Below are 23,610 nucleotides of genomic sequence, written 5' to 3' on the forward strand. Positions count from 1 at the left end.
GGCATACCGTTGCCCCGAGCAACCGACTGGCCGGCCTGCGGATGCCGCGGAACGGCGGGGGCTCCCGGCCGAGCGTCCGTTCCCGCAGCGGAGGGGTCCGGACGGGCGGTACGGATCGGGTCCCGGCGACGGCCGGCGCAGGGGACGGCGGAGGCCGCCGGCGGGACCCGTACAGTGCCGGTATGGCTCCCGACATCGCCACGAACACCGACGTCACGCTGGAAGAGCTGCTGGACTTCGTCCGTCCGCGGCACCACGCGATCCTGCTCACCACCCGCCGGGACGGCCGGCCGCAGGGCTCACCGCTCACCTGCGGGGTGGACGACTCCGGGCGGATCGTCGTCTCCACCTACCCCGAACGGGCCAAGACCCGCAACGCCGCGCGCGACCCGCGGGTCAGCGTCATCGTGCTCTCCGACGACTTCGGCGGCCCCTGGGTCCAGGTCGACGGCTCCGCCGAGGTCATCGACAGCCCCGCGTCGGTCGAACCGCTGGTCGAGTACTTCCGGAACATCTCCGGCGAGCACCCGGACTGGGCGGAGTACCGCGAGGCCATGGTCCGCCAGGGCAAGTCCGTCATCCGCGTCACCCCCGAGCGCTGGGGCCCGGTGGCCACGGGCGGCTTCCCGGCCAGGCTGGCGTAGGGCGGGGGCGGCCGGCCGCGGCCGTACGGTTGCGCCGGCCGCGGGCGTACGGTTCCGGCCACCGCCGGTTCCGGCCGTACGGGGGCGGTGCGGGGCGAGGCGGCACGCGGCGCGGCGGGCGGGAGGCGGGGTCCCGGGCCGGTGCCGGCCGGGACCCCGCCCGGTGCCGGCCGGGAGCGCCCGTACGGCTCAGCCGGTCGTGGACGTGGCCGCCTTGGGCGCCGTCAGGTCGTAGACCGTGGTGCCGCCGACGGTCTCGGCGGTGTAGTGCGCCTCGACCCAGGCGGTGATCTGGCTCGCGGTGCCGCTGTCGCCGCCCATGCCGCCCATGCCGCCCATGCCGCCCGCTCCCCCGGCGCCGCCCGCTCCCGTACCGCCGCCGAGGAAGTAGTGGATACGGCCCTCGGCGACGTACTTCTCGAACTGGCCGAGGGTCGGCGACGGGTCGCTGCCGTTGAAGCCGCCGACGGACATCACCGGCTTGCCGGTGGCGAGCTGGTAGCTCGCCTGGTTCTGCGAACCGACGGCCGCCGCGACCCAGGTGAACCGGTCGGCGTCGGCCGTGAGCAGGGTCTTCACGGCGGAGCCGACCTTCGTGCCGTTGAGCAGGCCGCTCATGCCGCCGCCGCCCGCGCCGCCGGGACCGCCGCCGAAACCGCCCCGGCCGAAACCGCCGGGTGCGGTGCCGGTGGTGCCCGGGGCGCCGGTGCCGCCCGTGCCGCCCGTGCCGCCCGTGCCGCCGGGGACACCGCCGCCGCCCGGGGCGCCGCCCGGCACCGTACCCGCGCCCGGACCGCCGCCGGGGAACGCCCCGGCGGGCGGCACACCGTTGCCGCCGCCGAACGCCCGGCCACCGCCCCCGCCCGGACGCCCGCCGGGGCCGCCGCCGAAGCCGCCCTGGACCGCGGGGCCGGCCGTCACGATCGAACCGGCGTGCGGAGTGGCCACCGTGTCGAGCGTGTACGCGACAGGACCGCCGAGCGCCGCCGCGAGGCCGGCGACCGCCGCCACGACGCCGAGCCGCGCGCCGGGCCGACCCGCCGACGCCGGGCCGGGCAGCGCGCCCGCCAGCAGCCCGGCCGCGGCGACCAGCCCGGCCACCACCAGCGCGACCCGCAGCCAGGGGTTCCAGTCCGGCGACCGGTCCAGCAGCACCGACGCCCAGACCGCCGTGCCCAGCGCCGCCACCGCCAGCACGGCCGCCGCCGCGACGCGGGTACGGCGGCGCCACAGCACCACCGTGCCCATGCCGACGAGCGCCGCGATGTAGGGCGCGAGGGCGATGTTGTAGTACTGGTGGAAGATCCCGGACATGAAGCTGAAGGTCGCGAAGGTGATCAGCAGCGCGCCGCCCCACAGCAGGAACGCCGACCGCTCGGTGTCGGCCCGCCGGGCCCGCCGGGTGGCCCACAGCCCCACCGCCAGCATGAGGAACGCCGCGGGCAGCAGCCAGGCGATCTGACCGCCCATGTCGGCTTCGAAGAGCCGCCCGATACCGGTCGTACCCCACTGGCCGCCGCCACCGCCGGGACCGCCGCCGCCGCCGACGCTGCCGGTCTCGTCGCCGGTGATCCGCCCGAAGCCGTTGTAGCCGAAGGTCAGCCCCAGGAAGCTGTTGTCCTGCGAGCCGCCGATGTACGGGCGGGACGACGCGGGCCACAGCTCCACGACCGCCACCCACCAGCCGCCGGCCAGCAGCGTCACACCACCGCCGGCCAGGAGTTGCAGCAGGCGGCGGCGCGGCGCGGCCGGCGCGCACACCGCGTAGACCACGGCCAGGGCGGGCAGGATCAGCCACGCCTGGAGGGTCTTGGTGAGGAAGGCGAGGCCGAGGACCGCGCCGGCCCACAGCAGCCACTTGGTGCGGGCGTCCTCCAGGGCGCGCAGCACGAAGAAGATGGCGGCGACCATGAGCAACGCCAGCAGCGCGTCGGGGTTGTTGAAGCGGAACATCAGCGCGGCCACCGGCGTCAGCGCGAGCACCGCACCGGCCAGCAGGCCCGCGCCCGCCCCGAACCGGCGCCGTACCGCCGCGTACAGCAGCCCGACCGTGGCGACGCCCATCAGCGCCTCGGGCACCAGGATCTGCCAGGAGCCCAGGCCGAACAGCCGCACCGACAGGGCCATCGGCCACAGCGCGGCCGGAGGTTTGTCGACGGTGATGGAGTTGGCCGCGTCGGAGGAGCCGAAGAAGAACGCCTTCCAGCTCTGGCTGCCGGCCTGGACGGCCGCCGAGTAGAAGGAGTTGGCGTATCCCGACGCGCTCAGGTCGTACAGGTAGAGCACGAGGGTGCCGAGCAGCAGGGCGAGCAGCGCCGGGCGGGCCCAGACCGGATCGGCCGGATGCCCGCGCCGCAGCCGCTCCAGGCGTGAGCCGCGGGGCGGGTCCGCGGGAGCCGCCGAGGCCGCCGGGGCCGCAGGCGGGGCGGGCGCCGCGGGCGGGGCGGGGTCGCTGGCGGCTCCGGGCGGGGCGTAGCCGGGCACGGGGCCCGGGGCGGGGGAGGGCGTGTTGCCGGGCGCGGTCATGCCGCACTCCTGACGTCGTCGGGGGCGGCCGGGTCGTGGGCCGGGGCGTGGGCGGCGGGCCGCTCGGGGAAGAGCCAGGCCCGGAAGAGCAGGAAGCGCAGTACGGTCGCGGCGAGGTTGGCGGCGACCAGCACGGCCAGTTCGGTGCCGTGCGCGGGGTCCGGGGTCGCCGCGTGCAGGGCGGCGAGCGAACCGCCGGTCAGCGCGAGGCCGATGGCGAACACCACAAGCCCCTGCGCCTGGTGCCGTACCGCCCGGTCCCGGCCGCGCACCCCGAAGGTGAGCCGGCGGTTGGCGGCGGTGTTGGCCAGCGCGGACAGCAACAGGGCCAGCGCGTTGGCCGGTTGGGCGCCCAGACCGAGCCGGAAGAGGAAGAACAGCCCGAGGTAGGCCAGCGTGCTGAGCCCGCCGACCACGCAGAAGCCGACCAGCTGGCGGGCCAACCCGGCTGGCACACCGGACAGTTCGCGGTCGCGCGGGTCGTCGCCGAACGGCCGCCGCAGCCGGTCCAGCGCCAACCGGCCGGTGGCCAGGGCCCGTCCGACCCGCCAGACGCCCCGCAGGTCGTCGGCGGCGGTCCGCACCAGATCGACGCTGCTGTCCGGGTCGTCCACCCAGTCCACCGGTATCTCGTGGATCCGCAGCCCCGCCCGCTCGGCCAGCACCAGCATCTCGGTGTCGAAGAACCAGCCGCCGTCCTCGACCATCGGCAGCAGCCGCTGTGCCACATCGCCCCTGATCGCCTTGAAGCCGCACTGCGCGTCGGAGAAGCGGGCGGCCAGCGAGCCGCGCAGGATCAGGTTGTAGGCGCGGGAGACGAACTCCCGCTTGGCGCCGCGCACCACCCGCGAGGAGCGGGCCAGCCGGGAGCCGATCGCCAGGTCGGAGTGGCCCGAGATCAGCGGCGCCACCAGCGGCAGCAGCGCGTTGAGGTCGGTGGACAGGTCCACGTCCATGTACGCCAGTACGGGCGCCTCCGACGCGGTCCACACCGTGCGCAGCGCCCGGCCGCGGCCCTTCTGCTCCAGCCGGAACGACTCGACTTCGGGCAGTTCGGCGGCAAGTGCCGTGGCCACCGCGGACGTCAGGTCGGTACTGGCGTTGTCCGCGACGGTGATCCGGAAGGGGTAGGGGAAGGTGCCGGACAGGTGCGCGTGAAGGCGGCGTACGCACCGCTCCAGGCCGCCCTGTTCGTTGTACACGGGGATGACGACGTCCAGCACGGGGCTCCGCGCCGCCGTCGGCCCGCGGTGCGCGGCCCCCGGACGCGGGGAGGCGGACGCCACCGGCAGGTGCTGCCGGGCGGGCAGTTCGCCGAGGTTCGTATCCATACGACGACCATCGGCGGCCCCGCTGTCACGACCGTGTGGCCGGGCTGAGCACAGGCTGTGAGGGCGCCCCCGGCAGCGTGACGGTGAACACCGTACGGCCCGGCGCACTGTCCACCGCGACCTCGCCGCCGTGCGCGGTCACCACCGAGTGCACGATGGCGAGCCCGAGTCCCGTACTCCCGGCGGCTCTTGACCGGGAGGCGTCACCGCGGGCGAACCGTTCGAAGACCTGCCGGCACAGCTCCGGCGGGATACCGGGCCCGTCGTCCTCGACCTGGAGCAGCACCGCGCCCCCCTCCCGTACGCCGTCCCGCCGGACACGGGCGGTGACGGTCGTACCGGGCGGGGTGTGGGTACGGGCGTTGGCCAGCAGGTTGGTGAGCACCTGGTGCAGCCGCTGCGGATCGGCGCTGACGGTGGCGGGTTCGTCCGGCAGGTCGAGCCGCCAGTGGTGGCCGTGGCCGGTCGCGCGGGCGTCGCTCACCGCGTCCACCACCAGCGGCGACACGTCGGTCTCGGCCAGGTCCAGCGGCCGGCCGGCGTCCAGTCGGGCGAGCAGCAGCAGGTCCTCGACGAGGGTGGTCATCCGGGCCGCCTCGGACTCGATCCGGCCGAGCGCGTGCCGGGTGTCGGGGCCGGCCGGCTCGCCGCCGCGGCGGGTGAGTTCGGCGTAGCCGCGGATCGAGGCGAGCGGGGTGCGCAGCTCGTGGCTGGCGTCGGCGACGAACCGCCGGACCCGGGTCTCGCTCTCCTGCCGGGCCCGCAGCGCCGAACCCACGTGCCCCAGCATCCGGTTGAGCGCCGCGCCGACCTGGCCGACCTCGGTGCGCGGGTCGGTGTCGGAGTCCGGGACGCGTTCGAGCGGCGCCACCTCGCCGCTGTGCAGCGGCAGTTCGGAGACCCGGGTGGCGGTGGCCGCGACCCGGCGCAGCGGTTGCAGGGCGATCCGCATCAGGGCGGCACCGGCCAGTCCCGCGGCGGCCAGCCCGGCCGCGGTGACCGAGACCTCCACCCACACCAGGGTGGTCAGCGTGTCGTGCGCGCCGGAGGTGGACAGCCCGACCAGCGTCGTGGTGCCGTCCGCGCCGGGCCGGGCGGACTCCACCCGGTAGGCGCCGAGGCCGGGGATGTGCAGGGTGTGCGGCCTGCCGTCCAGCGGCACACCGGCGAACGCGGCGGCCTGCACCGCGGTGAGGTTGTCGGCGACCAGGCCGGTACCGGCCGAGCCGGTGGCGCTGACCGCCGCGCGGCCGACCGAGCCGGAGGCGGTGAGGACGGCGCCGACGGTCTCGCCCGGCTGGCCGCCGCCGACCAGGAAGTCCAGCGGGGCGGGTGCGCCGGGGCGGCCCTGGCCGCCCGCCGGGGGGAAGTCCGGGGCGTTCCGCCGCAAAATGCCCGGCCCCGCGGCGCCCGGCCCCGCGGCGTTCTGCCCCGGCGCGTGCGGACCGCCGCCCGCCCGTACCGCCAGGTCCTGCACCTTGCTGTCGAGCTGGCCGTACAGGAAGTCGTGCAGCGCGAGGACGGTGACCGCGCCGATCACCGCGCAGACGGCGGCGACCAGGGCCACGCAGGACGCGACGAGCCGGCGGCGCAGCGACCACCGGCGGGGCCGTCGCGGCTTCGGCGGCCGGTCCCGGTGGTCCCGCCCCCTCACGCCGGGTCGCCCGGCTTGATCAGATAGCCGGCGCCGCGCCGGGTGTGGATCATCGGTGTGCGGCCGGCGTCGATCTTGCGCCGCAGGTAGGAGATGTAGAGCTCGACGACGTTGGCCTGGCCGCCGAAGTCGTAGCTCCAGACCCGGTCCAGGATCTGCGCCTTGCTGAGCACCCGGCGCGGGTTGCGCATCAGGTAGCGCAGCAGCTCGAACTCGGTCGCGGTCAGGTGGATGTTGTCGCCGCCGCGGCTGACCTCGTGGCTGTCCTCGTTCAGGACCAGGTCGCCGACGGCCAGCAGCGACTCGTTGCGTACGGCGGCGGCCCCGGAGCGGCGCAGCAGCCCGCGCAGCCGGGCCACCACCTCCTCCAGGCTGAACGGCTTGGTGACGTAGTCGTCGCCGCCCGCGGTGAGCCCGGCGATCCGGTCCTCCACCGCGTCCTTCGCGGTCAGGAACAGCACGGGGACGTCCGGGGTCTCGCGGCGCAGCCGGGCCAGCACCTCAAGGCCGTCCATGTCGGGCAGCATCACGTCGAGGACGACCGCGTCGGGGCGGGACTCGCGGGCCGCGCGCAGGGCGCTCGCGCCGTCCGCCTCGGTACGGACCTGCCAGCCCTCGTAGCGCAGGGCCATCGAGAGCAGGTCGGCGAGCGGGGTCTCGTCGTCGACGACCAGGACGCGGACCGGGGAGCCGTCGAGCCGGGCGAGGTCGGCGGCGGGCTGGATGCCCGGGTGCTGGGCGGGGTGCTGGGCGCCGGAGTGCTGGTTCGGGCGGGTCCGGAGGCCGGTGGTGCCTGCGGCCGGGAAACCCGCGGTGCCGGTGAGCGACGAAGGTGACGACGATGTGGAAGGCATGCTGTCCACCCTGTGCGCCCGCTATGAAAGGGATCTTGGCCGTTTCTGTGAAACGTCTGAGAATCCGGGCGGAACGCGGCGGCCGACCGGTCGGGGGGCGGTCGTTCCCGGTCCGGTCCCGTCCGGCCGTCGGCAGGAACGGTCGCATACCGGCGGGAACGGTCCGCCCCTGGCAGGAGCGGCCCGGTCCGGTCGATCGGGGACGGCCGCGGTCGGTTGTCGTCGGTTACGGTCAGGCCGAGGGGAGAAGCGGTCGGTGGCGACGGAGGGCGCGGCGCGGGCGTACGTTCTCGGCATGGCGGGAAAGACCTGTGACCGGGGGACGGCCGAGGACGAGGCGCGGGGGACGGCCCCGGAGACGGCGTGCGCGGCGGGGCGGACGCCGCCGGCGCGGGCCGCGGCGCGGCGGACGGTCGCCGTCGAGCGGCTTGGCCCCGGCGACCACGCGTGCCTGTGGTTCGGCGCCCAGGAGGAGCGGTGGGCGCTGCGGGCCGCCTTCGCCACCGGCGGGCTGGTCCGCGGCGAGCGGGTGATGCTGTTCACCGGCCCCGGAACGGCCGAGGCCGAGACGCTGGACCGGCTGGCGTCCCTCGGGGTGCCGGTCGGCGGCGGGCGCGTGGAGGTGGTCCGCGAGGAGCCCGGTTACGTGCCGGGGCGCGGATTCGACCCGGCCGCCCGGATGGCGTACTGGGAGCGGGCCGCCGAGGATGCCTCGGCCCGCGGCTTCACCGGGCTGCGACTGGCCGGCGACATGGGCTGGGCCTCGGAGCCCGACGTGGACCGCGGCGAACTCGCCGCGTACGAGGTCGCGTTGACCACCGCGCTGGCGGAGCTGGGCACCACCGCGCTGTGCGAGTACGACCGGGCCGGGCCGGACCGGGAACCGATCCTGGCGGCGCACCCGTTGGACGTACCGCCGGCACCGGGCACGCTGCACGAGCGCCGGTCCGGGGACGTACTGCTGCTGGCGGGGGACGCGGACCGGGCCGACCGGCCGGCCTTCGAGCGGGCGGTACGGCGTCCGGGCCTGGCCGCCGTCGACCTGACCGGCCTGGCGTTCGTCGACGCGTACTCCGTACGGGTGTTGCTGGGCACCGGTCTGCGGCTGCGGTGCACGGCCGGGCAGGCCCGCCTGCTGGCGCTGTGCGGAGCGGCCGACGGGATCGTTGAAGTACGAACGGGATAGCGCGGGCGTTCAGCTCCCGGGGTGCGGGATTCGTCATATTGAGCCGGCGACTTAGGAATGCCTAACCTAACCTCGGTCCTCGTCCAGTGCGGGGGGCCGCCGATCCCGCGGATCCGCCGGGCCGGGCCCGGCGGCCCGGCCCGTTGTCGGACGGGATCGCCGGCCGCCACTCCACGCCGAGGGGCCGACCCGATCCCGCCACCCCCGAACGGACCTGTGCTGCCATGACCGCCGAAACCGCAGACCTGCCGGGCGCCGCGCCGGCCCCGGCCACCGCCGCCCGTACCTTCTCCCGCGCCCACGGCGCCGCCGCCGTCCGCATCGGCTTCGGCCTGATCTGGGCCATCGACGCCTCCTTCAAGTGGCTGCCCGGCTTCATCCACGGCCAGACCCTCGGCGACGAACTGGGCAAGGGCGAGACCGTCCACACCCCCGTCCTGCACCAGTGGCTCCAGATGTGGCACTCCATCGGCACCTCCGCGCCCACCGCCTTCGCCGTCGGCACCGCCGTCATCGAGACCCTGATCGCCCTCGGCCTGGTCCTCGGCGTCTTCTCCCGGGCCGTCTTCATCGGCAGCGCGGTCTTCTCACTCGGCATCTGGTCCTCGGCCGAGGCGTTCCACCTGCCCTGGACCAAGGACGGCATCACCGACCTCGGCCCGTCCGTCGCCTACATCTTCGCCTCCCTCGCCCTGTACTTCGCCGCCTCGACCGCCGTCTGGAGCCTGGACCCGTGGGTCCGCCGCACCTGGCCGCGGCTGTCCTCCCTGACGTCCGAGGGCTGACCGGACCCCCACCCACCCACGCGGAACCCTCCGGGGGGCGACCCTCGGGGGGTTCTCCCGCACGAGGCGGGGCGCCCGGCACGCTGAGGCCGTGGCCGGCGCCCGGACCTGCGCGTCTGCGCGTACGGCGGCCTTACCGCGCTTGGCGGCCCCTGCGGCACCCAGGCCCCCGCCCCGCGCGCCGAACGGCCCCGTACCGCCCAGAACCGCCAAACCACCGCCACGGGCCCCCGTGTTCTGCTGTCATGGAACCAATACGCTTCGTAGTCGAGGGGAGCCCCGTATGGACTGGGAAGACGAACGCCGGCTCTCGGCGCTCGCTCCGGAGATGTCCCGGACGACCGTCGACCTGCTCCGCCGCGTCGTCGGCCTCGAACCCGCCGAACGCATCCCCGTGGAAGCCCTCGCCACCGCCGACCGCGTCCTCGCCCAACACGGCCCCGACGGCCTCCGCATCCTCGCCATGAGCCTGACCGGCTGGGCCGCGGTCCTGATCGAGCAGGAAGCGAAGCTCTCCGGCCGCACGAACGAGGCGGTACTGGACGACATCGACCTCACCTGCCTGGAAGCCAACGCCGACAACTGACCGGGCCACCGCCTCCCGCCGCACCCCGCCGCACCCGGCGGTGCCCCGTCTCAACGAGTAGCCGCCGCAGGAGGGGAAGAGGGGGCATCACGTTCCGCCCGCTCCCAGATCTCGGATGCGGTCCCCCCGCACGCCCTCGGCTTCGACCAGCCGCGGAAGGCCCACACGCCCACCGGACACCCGCGGCCTGCCGACTACACCCGCCCCCGAGCGGGAGGACCGACCTCCCCGCGCCGCCGTCCGGCACGGAAAAAGCCCCCGGGGAGTGATCCCTGGGGGCCTTCGACCTGCTGTGCACTCGGCAGGATTCGAACCTGCAACCTTCTGATCCGTAGTCAGATGCTCTATCCGTTGAGCTACGAGTGCGGGGTGCTTCGCGGCGGGTTTGGGCCGGTCGGCGTTGCGTGGACAACTTTACATGAGGCGGCGCGGGAGGTGAAATCGATTGGGGGGAGGTGGGGTGAGCTGCGGGGATGGGATGGGGAGGGGGTCCGGCGAGGGTGGCGGCGGGGAGGGGGGACCCGGGGGTGGCTCCGGTGGTCTGAGGCCGCGCGGGGCTGAAAAAGAAGGAGCCCGGCGCCGGGTGGGCGCGGGCTCCGGGGAGGGTGGGGCTGGCGGAGGCGGAGGGATTTGAACCCTCGATGGACGGTAAAGCCCAAACCGCATTAGCAGTGCGGCGCCATAGACCGGACTAGGCGACGCCTCCTGGGTACGCGCCCGGGTGGTGAGTGGGCGCGTGGGGGAATGATGGCACAGCCTGGAGGGCCGCGACCAATCGCAGACTACGGTACTAGGCCGGGGCTGGGCAGGGCAAAGGGGTACGCTCGCCGGCTTCGCGGATACACCCCGCCGCCCGGTACGCCCGGCCCGCCCGGACGGGTACGCGCTTGGCTCCGGGGTCCGCCGCCGTCCCAACCCCGGACCCCGGACCCCGGACCCCGGACCCCGGACCCCGGACCCCGGCGATCGGTCGCGCCGAGGCGCGTCCCCGGTTCCGAAGGCGCTCGATCAGGCCACGCCCACGGACGAGTGACTGCCCGGAGGGGAGGGCCGCGGGCCGGTAGGGAGGTGGTATGCCTTCCACCAGTACCGCCAGTACCGCCGGCCACGGGTTCAGCGCACCCGCCCGCCCCTTCGCCCCCGCCGCACCCGCACCCGCACCTGACCGCATGCCCCGCACGGCCGGTCCCGTGCTGCGCCGTGCCACCGTCGTCCTGGCGCTCGCCGCCGCGTTGGGGGCCGGGACCGCCGGGGTCGGGGACGCCGTGGGGCTGCCGAAGGCCGGGGTACGGGCGGGCGGGCACCTCAGCGTGGCGTACGACGACGGGTCCGGGCACCGCCTGACGTACAGCGTCAGGTGCACGGAGGGCTGGCCGGCGGAAGGGGAGAGCGAGGCGTGCCGGCGACTTCGGGAGATCGGCGGGCCGGTGGGTCCGGTGCCCGAGGGGCAGGCGTGCACGATGATCTACGGCGGGCCGCAGACCGCCGAGGTCATCGGTACCTGGGCCGGGCGCTGGGTCCGGGAGTCGTACCGCAGGACCAACGGGTGTGAGGTGGCCCGCTGGAGCCGGATGGTGCCGGTCCTGCCGGCGCCGACCCGGAGCGGGAGCCGGCGCCCGCTCGCGGGCTAGCGCGGACGTCCGGGCAAGGACCGCCCCGCCCACACCGCTCACCGCTCACCGCTCACCGCTCACCGCTCACCGCTCACCGCTCACCGCTCACCGCTCACCGCAAAGCCTCGGCACCGCAAAGCTCGGCAGGGCAAGCCCCTGCCCCGCGCCCGCACCGCACCGCACGCGCGGGAAGCCCGTCAGGCTGCGGCCGGTGTACGCGCCGGTTCCCCGCACCGCACCGCACGCGCGGGAAGCCCCCGCCCTGGCGCCGCACGGCAAGGCCCGCAGGGCCCCATCCCGCAAAGCCCCATCCCGCAAAGCCCCACAAAGCAAAGGGAGTCTAAAAGGAACCCAAGGGCTGAAACACGGCGAAGGCCGGACAGCGGCCCAGTGACGTATGCCACACTTCCCGCGGGCAACCCCCGGACGGCCGTCAACGCCCAAGCGGCCGACCGCACATGGCCATCCGAGGGCGCGGCGGGGGGCCTGACCCGTACACTCGGCTAGTGACATGTCCCGGGGGTGGCGGCAAGATGGGCCGCCCGTGACGACAGCCGACCGCGCCGCGTGAAAGGGACGCGCGCGGCGCCGCCCCGGGAACGCAGGGCAGCGCGGCAACACGTGCGGTAACAAGGAGGACGCGTCCGTGAGCAGCAGGCCATCCCGAGGCGCTGCTCGCCTCGCCTCGATACTGGACGCCCTCCCGGACGCGCTGCTCCTGGTCAACGCCAACGGCACGGTGGTCAACGCCAACGCGATAGCGCTGGAGACGTTCGAGACGCCGGGTACGGCGCTGGTGGGGCGGGGTCTGCTGGACCTGCTGCCGTCGTTCGACCCGAAGCGGATCCCGGGGTCGATGCGCAGCCCGCGCGAGGCCGAGGAGGACACCCGCACCAGGCCGACCCGGATGACCGCGCGCCGCACCGACGGGACCGAGTTCCCCGTGCAGGTGACCAGCGCGAACCTGGAGGACGGCCGGACGCCGTACGCGGACTTCGGCGACGGCCTGCCGCACTTCACCGGCGACGAGCTGCTGATGCTGGTGGTGCGGGACTTGTCGGGGACCGTGGACACCGAGGCGGAACTGGCCCGGCAGCAGCGGCAGACGGAGATGATCCTGCGGGCCGCCGCCGAGGGCGTGGTGGGCGTGGACACCGCGGGCAAGATCGTGCTGGTCAACCCCTCGGCCGCGCAGATCCTCGGGCACCGGGCGACCGACCTCGGCGGCAGGGAACTGCACCCGCTGGTGCACCACTCACGGCCGGACGGGTCGCCGCTGGCGTACGAGGAGACGCCGTTGGCCGACACCCTGCGCTCGGGGCGCAAGCACCGGGTGCGCGGCCAGGTGCTGTGGCGCAAGGACGGCAGGGCGGTGCCGGTGGACCTGACGACGGCGCCGGTACGGGACGGGGAGCAGCTGGTCGGCGCGGTGATGACGTTCACCGACCGGTCGCAGTACGACGCGCTGGCGGCCCGGACGATGCAGCTGCGGGCGCTGCTGGACACCTCGCTGCGCGGGCCGCTGGCGGAGCTGCGCGGTGAGCTGAGCGGGCTGGCGGCGGACCCGGCCGGGCAGTTGTGGCCCGAGGCCAACCAGATCCTGCACCACCTGTCGGCCGGGTACGCCCGGATCACGACGCTGATCGACAACGTCCTGGCGTTCCAGCGGCTCGACCGCGGCGAGGACAAGCTCAACCGGGCGCCGGCCGGGCTCGACGACGTGATCGGCGCGGCCGTGGACGGCGCGGTGGAGCTGATCGGGCCGGGCCGGGCGCAGTACGCGGTGCACGCGCCGCCGATCCAGGCGCTGGTGGACGGGCCGCGGATGGTGCAGGCGCTGGCGCACCTGATCGCGGACGTGGCCGGGGTGGACTCCTCGGGCAACGCCATCGCGTACAGCGGCGACTCGACGATCGTGGTCGCGGCGGCGCAGCGCGGCGACGTGGTGCGGATCGACGTACGCGGGCCCAGTGCGGGCGGCGACCCGGTGCATCTGCCGCTGGCGCGGGGGATCGTGGAACGGCACGGCGGGGTGCTGCAGACGCACGAGGTGCCGGGGCAGGGCAGCGCCTACGTGCTGGAGGTGCCGGTCGGGCCGGGCGGCGGCGCGGGGAAGCAGACGACGGCCGAGGCGCGGGAACGTTCCGGCCGCTCCGGTGGCTCCGACGGTGCCGGAAGCACCGCGGGCGCCGGGAGTGGCGGGCGTGCCGGGGATACGGGATCGGGCGCGTCCTCGGGCGCGGGTACGTCCTCCGGTACGCGGGTCCGGCAGGCGTCGGACGAGACCGGAACGGTGGTCGCGCCGTGGGCGATTCCGGCGGCGGCGGACCAGAGCGAGGCGCCGACCGGGCGGCGCAGGGCGCTGCGGCGGACGGAGGAGGAGGGTACGGGCACGCCCGCGGGGGGTGTGGTCGCGCCGGAGGGCGGCCAGCCGACCGGGCGGCGGGCCCGGCGGGCGCGGGCGGAGGAGCCTGCGGAGGGGGAGCCGCAGGGTCGGTTCGCGCTGCCCGCGGCGGACGCGGGCGGTGCGGTGGCCTCCGGCGGCCGAGCGGTGGACCCCGCGGGCCGGCTGAACCCGGGAGGGCAGCACGGCGACCCCGCGGGTCAGCGCAACGCGGCCGGTCAGCACGGCCTGCCCCCGGGCGGCCTCACCGCAGGCGGGCAACCCGGCGCCCCGGGCGGCGAGCTCAACCCCGGCGGCCAGCACGGCGCCCCGGGCGGCCGGTTCACGCCCGACGGGAGGCCCGGAGGCCCTGCGGGCCAGCTCAACCCGGGGGGACAGCACGGCACCACGGGGGGCCGGCTCGGGCAGGACGGCCGGCCCGGCAACCCCCCGGGCCAGCTCGACGCAGGCGGTCAGCACGGCAACCCGGGCGGCCGGTTCACGCCCGACGGCAGGCCCGGCAACCCCTCGGGTCAGCTCAACTCCGGCGGCCAGCACGGCAACCCGGGCGGCCAGCTCGGGCAGGGCGGTCCCGCCGGGCCGCACCCCGACCACCAGGGCACCCCGAGCGGGCCCGACCGGATGGGCGCCCCGAACGGCGACCGCGACGGCACCCCCGCCGGCCGGCCCGACCGCGACGACACCCCGGGGCCCCGGCCCGGCGCCCCGGGCGGCCAGCTCGGGCAGGGCGGTCCCGCCGGGCCGCACCCCGACCACCAGGGCACCCCGAGCGGGCCCGACCGGATGGGCGCCCCGAACGGCGACCGCGACGGCACCCCCGCCGGCCGGCCCGACCGCGACGACACCCCGGGGCCCCAGGGCGGCCTGCCCGAGCTGGCCGCGGCGCCGTCCACCCCGCTGAACGGGTCCGAGGGCACGGGCCGCCGAGCCCGCCGCGCCCTCGAACCCGCCGCACCCGAGCACGCCCCCGCCCCCAACCCCGTGGCGCAGCGGACCCCGTCCCCCGCGGAGGCCGCCCCCCCGCAGCCGTCCGAGACGCAGGGCGGCGCCCAGACGTGGCCGACCCCCGGTTCCGTCGGCCCGGACCGGTCCCCCGCCCTCCCCGTGCTGCCCGCCCAGCCCTCATGGCCCCAGCCCGCCTCCTCGGCCCCCGCCGCCCAGGAACCCCCCGGGCCCCCCGCACATCCGGCACCCCCCGGACCGCGTGCCCAGGACCCCTCCCACCAGACCCTCAACGGCCGTTCCATAAGCGTCCGCACCCTTGGCCAGGGCGTGCCCTTCGCCATGGAGCCGCAGACCCCGACCCAGGCCGTCCAGGCGCAGAACCCGCAGGGCCTGCCCGCCCAGGTCGCGGCCGGCGGTTCCGGCCGCCGTCGCCGGCTCGCCGCGCCGGCCGGCCAGGGCCAGCCGCAGGGCCCGCAGAGCCACATCCTTCCGCAGGTGCCGAGCCAGGCCCACGACCCCGGCGGCGAGGCCCAGGCCCGGCAGCACCCGCAGGCCGACCCGGACGGCGGCGGGCTGCCGTCCCGCCAGCCGGACCTTCCGCAGCAGCCGCAGCAGCAGCAGCCCGCGCACGTACCGCAGCCGCACGTACCGCAGCCGCAGGCCCCGCAACCCCGGGCGGACGAGCAGGAGACCGCGCTGCCGCCCCCCGTACCGCCGCCGTCCCCGGCGACCCCCGCGCCGGCGCCGGCGGCCGCCCCCTCCCACTCCCCGTCACCGTTCCCCGCGCACGGGCCCGGCCGTTCGTATGCGATCGGCGCCCCCGCAGAGGGCGCCGCCGAGGGTCCGGAGCCGCTGGACGGTCCCAACGGCGCCGTGGACGTCACCGATGTGACCGAGGGCGACGACCACCAGGAGGAGCCGCTCGACGAGCCGCGCCGCCTGCTGGTGTGGCCGGAGCCGGACGTCTCCACCCGGCAGGCCCTGACCGATCGCGGCTACCGTCCGGTGATCGTACGATCGCGCGAGGAGGTCGACGCCCAGATCGCCGAACCGCCCGCCGCGCTCTTCGTCGACCCGCTGACCGGCCCCATCACCCGTACCGCCCTGCAGTCCCTGCGGCAGGCCGCCGCCGCCGCGGACGTCCCCGTCCTGGTGACCGCCGGCCTCGGCCAGGCCACCCGGGAGGCCGCGTACGGCGCCGACCCGGCGGTCCTGCTCAAGGCGCTCGCCCCGCGCGACAGCGAGCAGCACCCGCCGCGCGTCCTGCTGGTGGAGAGCCACGAAGCCATAGCGCACGCGTTCGCGGCGACGCTGGAGCGGCGGGGCATGCAGGTCACGCACGCCGACTCCGAGTCCGACGCGATGACGAAGGCCGCACAGGTGCACCCGAACCTGGTGGTGATGGACCTGATGCTGATCCGGCGCCGGCGGCAGGGCATCGTGGACTGGCTGCGCGGCAACTCCCGGCTCAACAGCACGCCGCTGGTCGTCTACACCTCCGCCGACATCGACCCGGCCGAGCTGCCGCGGCTGGCCTCCGGCGAGACCGTGCTGTTCCTCGCCGAGCGGTCGACCAGTACGGACGTGCAGTCGCGGATCGTGGACCTGCTGGGGAAGATCGGCGCGTAGCCCCCGGCCCGGGGCCACCAGGACCCCGCGGGAGAGGGCTCGGCGCCACCCGCACGCGGGGCTTCGCCGGGCCGCCCGCCCGGGGGGGGTCACCCTGACGGTCTCCGGTCCCGGAAGCGCGCCGCCGCGTCCCCGAGGGCCGGCGGTCCGCAAAGGCGCCGGCACTCCGGCGGTCCCGAGCGGTCCCATGGGGGGCAGGGGTCCCGGAGGTGAAGGGCGCCCCGGGGTCCCGGTACGGCGGCGCGCCGGGACCCTCGCGGCCGTCGGACCGCGGGAGCGGCTACAGCCGGGTCACATCCAGCTCCCCGTCCGCGTACGACTTGCGGATCACCTTCTTGTCGAACTTGCCCACACTCGTCTTCGGCACCGCCGCCAGCACCGCCCACCGCTCCGGCACCTGCCAGCGCGCCACCCGCTCCGCCATGAACGCGCGCAGCTCCGCGTAACCGGTGTCGGCTCCCTCGCGCAGCACCACCGTCGCCAGCGGGCGCTCCCCCCAGCGCTCGTCGGGCACGGCGACCACCGCCGCCTCGGTCACGTCCGGGTGGGCCATCAGGTGGTTCTCCAGGTCGACCGACGAGATCCACTCACCGCCCGACTTGATGACGTCCTTGGCCCGGTCGGTGAGGGTGAGGAAGCCGTCGTCCGAGATGACCCCCACATCCCCGGTACGCAGCCAGCCGTCCGGGCTGAACCTGTCCTCCGGTCGCAGCGGCTCCGCGCCCGCGCCACCGTAGTACGCGCCCGCGATCCACGGCCCGCGCACCTCCAGCTCGCCGGCCGACCTCCCGTCCCACGGCATCTCCGTGCCGTCCGGGCCGATCAGCCGGGCCTCGACGGACGCCGGGAAGCGGCCCTGCGTGATCCGGTACGCCCACTCCTCCTCGCCGCTCACCCCGGCGGGCGGCAGGGCGACGGTGCCCAGCGGCGAGGTCTCGGTCATCCCCCACGCGTGGCACAGCCGTACGCCCAACTGCTCGTCGAACGCCTTCATCAGGGACGGCGGGCAGGCCGACCCGCCGATGGTGACGAGCCTGAGCGAGCTGACGTCCCGCGGTTTGGCGGTCAGCTCGGCCAGCAGGCCCTGCCAGATGGTGGGCACCGCGGCGGCGTGCGTGGGCCGCTCGCTCTCGATCATCTCGGCGAGCGGTCCGGGCTGGAGGAAGCGGTCCGGCAGCAGCAGGCTGATGCCCGACATGAAGGCCGCGTGCGGCACCCCCCAGGCGTTCACGTGGAACATCGGGACCACGGGCAGCGAGGTGTCGTGCGAGCTGAGCCCCATCGACTCGGCGGTGTTGACCTGGAGGGAGTGCAGATACACCGAGCGGTGGGAGAAGACGACGCCCTTGGGGTCGCCGGTGGTGCCCGAGGTGTAGCACATGGCCGCGGCCTCACGTTCGTCCAGCTCCGGCCAGTCGTACGTGGTCGGCCGGCCGTCCAGCAGCGCCTCGTACTCGTGCACGACCGCCCGGCAGCCCTCCAGCAGCGTGAGGTCGCCGGGGCCGACGACGACCACGTGCTCGACCGATTCCAGCCGGGGGAGCAGCGGGGCGAGCAGCGGCAGCAGGCTGCCGTTGACCAGGATCGCCCGGTCGGCGGCGTGGTCGACGATCCAGACGAACTGGTCGGCGGGCAGCCGCAGGTTGAGGGTGTGCAGCACCGCGCCCATCGCGGGGATCGCGAGGTACGCCTCCAGGTGCTCGGCGTTGTTCCACATCAGGGTGCTGACGCGGTCGCCGCGCTCGATACCCAGCTCGTCGCGCAGCGCGTTGGCGAGCCGGGCCGAGCGCTCGCCGACCTCCCGGAAGGTGCGGCGCCGCGGCTCGCCCTCCCCGGTCCAGGTGGTGACCGTGGACTTGCCGTGCACCCGCGCTCCGTGGAGCAGGATGCGGGTGACGGTCAGCGGGACATCCTGCATCGTGCTCAGCACACGGGCCTCCGGCGGCGTCGACGGGCGGTTTCCTGCGATTGTGCTGGCGTACCGGTTGGTATGTCACTACCCTGCGCGGCGCGTTCCACCGATCCGGAGCGGAAGGGGTGCGCGGGGCACGGGGCACGCGGCGCGCGGCGCGCGGGTCAGGCCGCCGTCAGGTGCCCGCCCGCGCCTCCGCCCGAACCCGCGGTCCCGGGTTCGGCCGCGACCGCCGCCGCGACCGCCGCCGCGACCGCCGCCGCGACCGCCGCCGCGACCGCCGCCCTGCCACCGGTGCCGCGGCCGGCTTCGCCACCGATCCCGCCACCGGTCCGGCCACCGGCCCCGTCACCGATGCTGCCGCCGATCCCACCACCGGCCTCGCCGCCGAGCCCGCCGTCGTCCGGCCCGGGCGGCCCGGGCGACCCGCCGCGCAGCAGCCTCAGTTCCGGGTCGTCCCGCAGCTTGCCGAGCGCACGCGACACCGCGCTCTTCACCGTGCCCACCGACACCCCGAGGCGCTCGGCGGTCTGCACCTCGCTCATGTCCTCGTAGTAGCGCAGCACCACCATGGCCCGCTGCCGCGGCGGCAGCCGGGCTATCGACCGCAGCAGCGCGTCGCGCTGGGCCTGCTGCTCGGTGAGGTCGGGGCCGGTGCCGGGTGGCTCGGGGAGTTCGTCGGTGCTGAACTCTTCGACCTTGCGCTTGCGCCACTGCGAGGTGCGGGTGTTGACCAGCGTGCGGCGGACGTAGCCGTCGACGGCACGGTGGTCGTCGATCCGGTCCCAGGCCAGATACGTCTTGGTCAGCGCCGTCTGCAGCAGGTCCTCGGCGTCGGCGGGGTTCGGGGTTAGGGCGCGCGCGGTGCGCAGCAGCGTCGGGCCCTTGGTACGGACGTAGGCCGTGAAATGGGTCGTGTTGGCGCTGGTGCACACGGGCGTGGTCATGCCTCAACGCTAGAAGCACCGGTTGCCGCGCGGATCGGCCGCAGGTGCCGCCGCCGGATCAACCTCAGGTCGTAGGCCGGGGGCTCCCGCCACCTTCCGGAGGTGGAGCCGGGGAGTGGTGTCCCGGAGGGGATGTGCCGGGGGCGGGGGCGCGGCGGGCAGGGGCGGACTTGAGGCGCCGGGGGCGCCGGGCGGCCGGGGTGGGGGCGGTGAGTCGGGGCGGGTCGGTCGCACAGGGGGGCGGGACGCGGGGGCGTCGCAGGTGGGCCCGGCGGTGCGGTTCAGGGGGCCGGGGGACGCGGCCGAGGCCGGGGTGAAGGTCAGGCGGCGCGGAGGGAGCGGCCCCGGGCCGCGGCGGGGGTCAGCCGACCACGGCCACCGGCGCGTCGATCAGGTCCCGGTCGATGGTCAGCTTCTTGCCGCCGTAGGACTCGGTGACGCTGCCGTGGTACTGGTGGATGCGCGCGTGCGGCGTCCACGCGTCCGCCGCCAGCGACGGCTCCTTCGTCACGCTCGCGGCGACGCCCCAGCGGGCGTACCAGATCGCGTCCGGCAGATCCGCGGCGCCGGCCCGTCGGGCGCTCTCCAGGTGGGCGACCCCGGAGTCCGCGCTGCTGTAGTAGCCGGACAGGTAGCCGCCGACCCGTACCCGCCGGTCCCACGCCTGGATGTACCGCAAGGTGGCGGTCGTGCACGCCGTGTCGTCGACGTCGTACGCCTCCATGTCGAGGTACAGCGCGCTGCCCGGAGCAAGCCCGAGCGCCCCCGCGGCCCGGATGGCGTCCTCGCCCTCGGAGATGCCCTGGGCGACGGGATTCCCGGTGTCGATCCGGTACGGGTTCTTGTTGGCGCCCGTCACACACGGACTCTGCGACCCTACGTAGATGGGCAGCAGACTCCACCCCGCCTCCGTGGTCCGCCGCACCCAGTCCGGTGTCAGATTCGCCTGCGTCGAACAGGCCCGTGCCCGGCCGCCGAAATAGATCCCCGCGGCCCCGTAAGGGGATCCGGCCCGCCACGCGTCCATGGTCGCCCGGTCCGGCGCCTGGCAGGTGTCGAACCCCTCACCTCTGAAAGTGCGGCCTGCGACACGCCCATCCGCTCCCCCGTGGACGACGCCGACAGCGGTGCGGCCCCGTGCCGCCCGATCCCACTGCCGCGGCTGCCCCGGCTGACCTGGCTGCCCCGACTGACCCGGCCGGCCCGGCGCGAGAGGTTCGGCCGCGGTCGCCGCCACGGCGGCGGGCGCCAGTCCGGCGAAAGCAAGAACCACGGAGAGGACGCAACGGATAAAAGTAATCTTTCTCCTCATCCTGCGAGTCAACGACGGCCCGACCGCCACGCATCGCAGACACGCCGCCACCACCCGTCTGCCATACACCTCCCCTCCGCCCGGCCATCACCCAAAAGGTTTTCCACAACATGTGGACAAAGCGACTCTCCGCGCGGGACCGACCGTACCGGGCCCGCCCACAGGGACTCGACATGCGCATACCATCACGAACCGGACCACGTACGCCCCGCACACCGGAAAGCGCCGTACCGCCAGGGCGCGACATCGTACCGATGACCCAAACGAAACAGCCCAGTGCGTCACTTATGGGCGCCGGGAACAGCCCCGCGGGCGCGGGGAGGACGACTACGCCCACGGCGACATCACCGACGCCCAGGGAACAGCCCCGCGGGCGCGGGGAGGACCCATCCGCCGCGCCGCATGAACCACCAGCCCGGGGAACAGCCCCGCGGGCGCGGGGAGGACGTCCAGGCCCGGCTCGACGCCGGTCCAGCCCGGGGAACAGCCCCGCGGGCGCGGGGAGGACCCGGTGGGATCGAGGAGGGTGGAGGTGCGCACGGGAACAGCCCCGCGGGCGCGGGGAGGACATCGCGGCGTGCGCCGCCGCTAACCGCTCATAGGGAACAGCCCCGCGGGCGCGGGGAGGACCAGGTGGCCTACGGCTCCGGCGCACGGGAGACGGGAACAGCCCCGCGGGCGCGGGGAGGACGACTGCATGGACGCCGCCTTTGATCCGTCGCGGGGAACAGCCCCGCGGGCGCGGGGAGGACACATCGACAGCCCGGCCTTCCTGTCCCGCCTCGGGAACAGCCCCGCGGGCGCGGGGAGGACGGCCGGGCAGGGCGTCCGCGTCCATCACGGTGTCGGGAACAGCCCCGCGGGCGCGGGGAGGACCCACGGGCGAGCGTCATCCCGTACAGCGCGCGGGGAACAGCCCCGCGGGCGCGGGGAGGACAACCGGGCCGACGTGATCACCTACCTCGGCCCGGGAACAGCCCCGCGGGCGCGGGGAGGACGATACGCCCGTGTCCAGCGCGTGCACCATCGGGGGAACAGCCCCGCGGGCGCGGGGAGGACGCGAAGGTCGCGTAGGTCCGCTGGACGCCGGTCGGAACAGCCCCGCGGGCGCGGGGAGGACTACCCCCGCCGTCACGGATGCGGGCGCGTGAGGCGGAACAGCCCCGCGGGCGCGGGGAGGACGCGGTCGGCGACGGCTTGGCCTACCGAGAGTGGGGAACAGCCCCGCGGGCGCGGGGAGGACACCCCCAGCGTGGAGCGTCCGCGCATCACGGTGGGAACAGCCCCGCGGGCGCGGGGAGGACAAGATGCGCCGCATGTCGGAGTCCCGGGTGGTGGGAACAGCCCCGCGGGCGCGGGGAGGACCGGTCGGCGTGCTCACCGCGAGGGAGACCACAGGGAACAGCCCCGCGGGCGCGGGGAGGACCTGTGCTCGGCGAACCCCTTGTCGATCAGGTCGGGAACAGCCCCGCGGGCGCGGGGAGGACCCTGTACGGCGCTGACGTGTAGTCGCACCCGCGGGAACAGCCCCGCGGGCGCGGGGAGGACGAACCCCATAAGTCTCCGCCCGCCGCTTGTGCGGGAACAGCCCCGCGGGCGCGGGGAGGACACCGAGAAGGCGCGGACGGCCGCGAGCGCCAAGGGAACAGCCCCGCGGGCGCGGGGAGGACTTGTCGGCGCCCTCGGCGACGACCGCCGCGGCGGGAACAGCCCCGCGGGCGCGGGGAGGACCCCTGGACCCCGGCCAACGGCGGCCCCAGCGAGGGAACAGCCCCGCGGGCGCGGGGAGGACTTGCCGTCTTCGAGCTGCGGGGCCTGGCGGACGGGAACAGCCCCGCGGGCGCGGGGAGGACCAGACATCACCGTCGAAGTCCCACGACGGCCAGGGAACAGCCCCGCGGGCGCGGGGAGGACCTTCCGCGGAGCGCGACTCCAGCCGGATGCCCGGGAACAGCCCCGCGGGCGCGGGGAGGACCCCGAGATCTCGTGCATGGACCGCTTGAGAAAGGGAACAGCCCCGCGGGCGCGGGGAGGACCGGGCCAGCGAGATCACCGGAGGGACGGGGATGGGAACAGCCCCGCGGGCGCGGGGAGGACCGGGTCAGGTAGTCGAGCAGGAAGGCGTCCGGGGGAACAGCCCCGCGGGCGCGGGGAGGACTGGGCCCTGGCCGCGCTCGGCCGGGTCGCGGCGGGAACAGCCCCGCGGGCGCGGGGAGGACCGGACGATGGCGGTCGAGGCCGCGATCGACGCGGGAACAGCCCCGCGGGCGCGGGGAGGACCTTGGCCGGGTCGGGCTCTTCACTAGCTGGACGGGAACAGCCCCGCGGGCGCGGGGAGGACAGATGTTCCGAATTCGCTGCACGGGGAGCGAAGGGAACAGCCCCGCGGGCGCGGGGAGGACCCCTCACCGCCGCTGCCGGGGAGGTGTCGGCATGGAACAGCCCCGCGGGCGCGGGGAGGACGTCGCGGTTCAGCACGACGCGTGGATCACCGCGGGAACAGCCCCGCGGGCGCGGGGAGGACACTTACCTCTGCCACACCCTTCGCCTGACGAAGTTGGAACAGCCCCGCGGGCGCGGGGAGGACCCGGCATGGAAGCGGGCGAGAAGAAGGCCCGAAGGAACAGCCCCGCGGGCGCGGGGAGGACAGTCGGCGGCTGAATGCCTGCCCCGCATTGTCGGGAACAGCCCCGCGGGCGCGGGGAGGACTGGGGTACGGGATGTTCTGCCCGTAGGAGTCAGGGAACAGCCCCGCGGGCGCGGGGAGGACACTGCGTGACCAGGCAGTTTATCGACGGGCGCGGCTGTTTTTACTCACTAGTCGAGATTCCGACATTTCACCCACCGCGACCGCCGACGCTTCGCTCAAGTCCGCGTACCCTATCTGGAAGCCACCGCGAGAACCCACCTCACCGCCCTCCGAACTTCCTCCGCTTTGCGGCCTTGCTCCAGCCCGAACGCGGAGGGGAGTCGGAGTTCGACGAAGACGGGGTGAGGCGCCGGCGGCCAGGGGCCGGACGGTGGATGAGGGTGAGGCCCTCGTGGTCTACGGGGGACCACGCGTGATCGTGGGTGCGGAAGGTGAAGCCCTGCTCGGTGTCGGTGGAATAGGCGAGGAGGGCACGGCCCTGGTTGGCGTAGGCGCGGACCTCGGTCCACAGGGTGTCGCGGATGCGGGCAGAGGGATTGCCGAGGAAGACGCCCGGAGAGATCTCGAGCAGCCACCGGGTGAGGAACCCCCGGAGGCCGGCGGGGCAGTTGGTGAGCACGATGACGGTCACG

General features: G+C 75.4%; 13 protein-coding genes, 2 tRNA genes, 1 pseudogene and 1 CRISPR repeat array. Of the genes and pseudogenes, 6 read left to right on the forward strand and 10 right to left on the reverse strand.

What is annotated here, in order from left to right; genetic code table 11:
- Positions 1-182 precede the first annotated feature (182 nt).
- Positions 183-644, forward strand: a complete 462-nt coding sequence (locus tag RLT57_RS13980; RefSeq protein WP_311297718.1) for a PPOX class F420-dependent oxidoreductase — start codon at positions 183-185, stop codon at positions 642-644.
- A gap of 189 nt (positions 645-833) precedes the next feature.
- Here the strand turns inward: RLT57_RS13980 and RLT57_RS13985 are convergent, their stop codons facing one another.
- From RLT57_RS13985 to RLT57_RS14000, 4 genes are read right to left on the reverse strand one after another with little or no spacing between them, the layout of a single operon-like run.
- Positions 834-3,170, reverse strand: coding sequence for an ArnT family glycosyltransferase (locus RLT57_RS13985; protein WP_311297719.1), 2,337 nt, complete (start codon positions 3,168-3,170; stop codon positions 834-836).
- The gene (locus RLT57_RS13990) at positions 3,167-4,501 is read right to left on the reverse strand and encodes a glycosyltransferase (RefSeq protein ID WP_311297720.1); all 1,335 of its coding nucleotides are present in this window, start codon (positions 4,499-4,501) and stop codon (positions 3,167-3,169) included. The genes RLT57_RS13985 and RLT57_RS13990 overlap by 4 nt, the downstream gene beginning before the upstream one ends.
- Before the next feature lie 25 nt (positions 4,502-4,526).
- Entirely contained in the window at positions 4,527-6,155 is a 1,629-nt protein-coding gene (locus RLT57_RS13995; protein WP_311297721.1) for a HAMP domain-containing sensor histidine kinase, read from the reverse strand.
- Positions 6,152-7,009 (reverse strand): response regulator transcription factor, encoded by an 858-nt coding sequence (locus RLT57_RS14000; protein ID WP_311297722.1) that lies wholly within the window; start codon positions 7,007-7,009, stop codon positions 6,152-6,154. Before RLT57_RS14000 ends, RLT57_RS13995 begins: the two co-directional genes overlap by 4 nt.
- Positions 7,010-7,304: 295 nt before the next feature.
- Here RLT57_RS14000 and RLT57_RS14005 point away from each other — a divergent pair, with 295 nt between their 5' ends.
- The 3 genes from RLT57_RS14005 (at position 7,305) to RLT57_RS14015 (ending at position 9,566) form a co-directional block, all read left to right on the forward strand.
- Entirely contained in the window at positions 7,305-8,195 is an 891-nt protein-coding gene (locus RLT57_RS14005) for an MEDS domain-containing protein (protein WP_311297723.1), read from the forward strand.
- A gap of 224 nt (positions 8,196-8,419) precedes the next feature.
- Entirely contained in the window at positions 8,420-8,980 is a 561-nt protein-coding gene (locus RLT57_RS14010; protein ID WP_311297724.1) for a DoxX family protein, read from the forward strand.
- A gap of 283 nt (positions 8,981-9,263) precedes the next feature.
- A complete protein-coding gene (locus tag RLT57_RS14015; protein WP_311297725.1) occupies positions 9,264-9,566 on the forward strand; it encodes a hypothetical protein in 303 nt (100 codons plus the stop codon).
- A gap of 293 nt (positions 9,567-9,859) precedes the next feature.
- Here the strand turns inward: RLT57_RS14015 and RLT57_RS14020 are convergent.
- Positions 9,860-9,932, reverse strand: a tRNA-Arg gene (locus tag RLT57_RS14020).
- Positions 9,933-10,178: 246 nt separating this feature from the next.
- Positions 10,179-10,272, reverse strand: a tRNA-Ser gene (locus RLT57_RS14025).
- A 367-nt stretch (positions 10,273-10,639) separates the two neighbouring features.
- On the opposite strand from RLT57_RS14025, the gene RLT57_RS14030 reads away from it, so the two are divergent.
- Together RLT57_RS14030 and RLT57_RS14035 are read left to right on the forward strand one after the other, a co-directional pair.
- Positions 10,640-11,197, forward strand: coding sequence for a hypothetical protein (locus RLT57_RS14030; protein ID WP_311297726.1), 558 nt, complete (start codon positions 10,640-10,642; stop codon positions 11,195-11,197).
- 628 nt (positions 11,198-11,825) lie between these two features.
- A complete protein-coding gene (locus RLT57_RS14035; protein WP_311297727.1) occupies positions 11,826-16,157 on the forward strand; it encodes a PAS domain-containing protein in 4,332 nt (1,443 codons plus the stop codon).
- 280 nt (positions 16,158-16,437) lie between these two features.
- Here RLT57_RS14035 and RLT57_RS14040 read toward each other — a convergent pair whose 3' ends face one another.
- The 4 genes and pseudogenes from RLT57_RS14040 to cas2e all read right to left on the reverse strand — a co-directional run bounded on the left by RLT57_RS14040 (position 16,438) and on the right by cas2e (position 23,609).
- On the reverse strand, positions 16,438-18,087 hold the full coding sequence (locus RLT57_RS14040; protein WP_311297728.1) for a long-chain fatty acid--CoA ligase: 1,650 nt from the start codon (positions 18,085-18,087) through the stop codon (positions 16,438-16,440).
- 413 nt (positions 18,088-18,500) lie between these two features.
- A pseudogene (locus RLT57_RS14045) lies at positions 18,501-19,016 on the reverse strand (SigE family RNA polymerase sigma factor); the annotation flags it as partial.
- Between the two features lie 361 nt (positions 19,017-19,377).
- A complete protein-coding gene (locus RLT57_RS14050; protein ID WP_311297729.1) occupies positions 19,378-20,328 on the reverse strand; it encodes a DUF1906 domain-containing protein in 951 nt (316 codons plus the stop codon).
- Between the two features lie 296 nt (positions 20,329-20,624).
- Positions 20,625-23,098: a CRISPR direct-repeat array (repeat unit 29 nt; unit sequence GGGAACAGCCCCGCGGGCGCGGGGAGGAC).
- Positions 23,099-23,237: 139 nt separating this feature from the next.
- The gene (cas2e, locus tag RLT57_RS14055) at positions 23,238-23,609 is read right to left on the reverse strand and encodes a type I-E CRISPR-associated endoribonuclease Cas2e (RefSeq protein ID WP_311297730.1); all 372 of its coding nucleotides are present in this window, start codon (positions 23,607-23,609) and stop codon (positions 23,238-23,240) included.
- Position 23,610: the final 1 nt, after the last annotated feature.

Source organism: Streptomyces sp. ITFR-21 (assembly GCF_031844685.1).
GTDB lineage: Bacteria > Actinomycetota > Actinomycetes > Streptomycetales > Streptomycetaceae > Actinacidiphila.

Coding starts and splice junctions, on each gene's coding strand:
- RLT57_RS13980 (WP_311297718.1), top strand. CDS start 183: ATGGCTCCCGACATCGCCACGAACACCGACGTCACGCTGGAAGAGCTG.
- RLT57_RS13985 (WP_311297719.1), bottom strand. CDS start 3,170: ATGACCGCGCCCGGCAACACGCCCTCCCCCGCCCCGGGCCCCGTGCCC.
- RLT57_RS13990 (WP_311297720.1), bottom strand. CDS start 4,501: ATGGATACGAACCTCGGCGAACTGCCCGCCCGGCAGCACCTGCCGGTG.
- RLT57_RS14000 (WP_311297722.1), bottom strand. CDS start 7,009: ATGCCTTCCACATCGTCGTCACCTTCGTCGCTCACCGGCACCGCGGGT.
- RLT57_RS14005 (WP_311297723.1), top strand. CDS start 7,305: ATGGCGGGAAAGACCTGTGACCGGGGGACGGCCGAGGACGAGGCGCGG.
- RLT57_RS14010 (WP_311297724.1), top strand. CDS start 8,420: ATGACCGCCGAAACCGCAGACCTGCCGGGCGCCGCGCCGGCCCCGGCC.
- RLT57_RS14015 (WP_311297725.1), top strand. CDS start 9,264: ATGGACTGGGAAGACGAACGCCGGCTCTCGGCGCTCGCTCCGGAGATG.
- RLT57_RS14030 (WP_311297726.1), top strand. CDS start 10,640: ATGCCTTCCACCAGTACCGCCAGTACCGCCGGCCACGGGTTCAGCGCA.
- RLT57_RS14050 (WP_311297729.1), bottom strand. CDS start 20,328: ATGAGGAGAAAGATTACTTTTATCCGTTGCGTCCTCTCCGTGGTTCTT.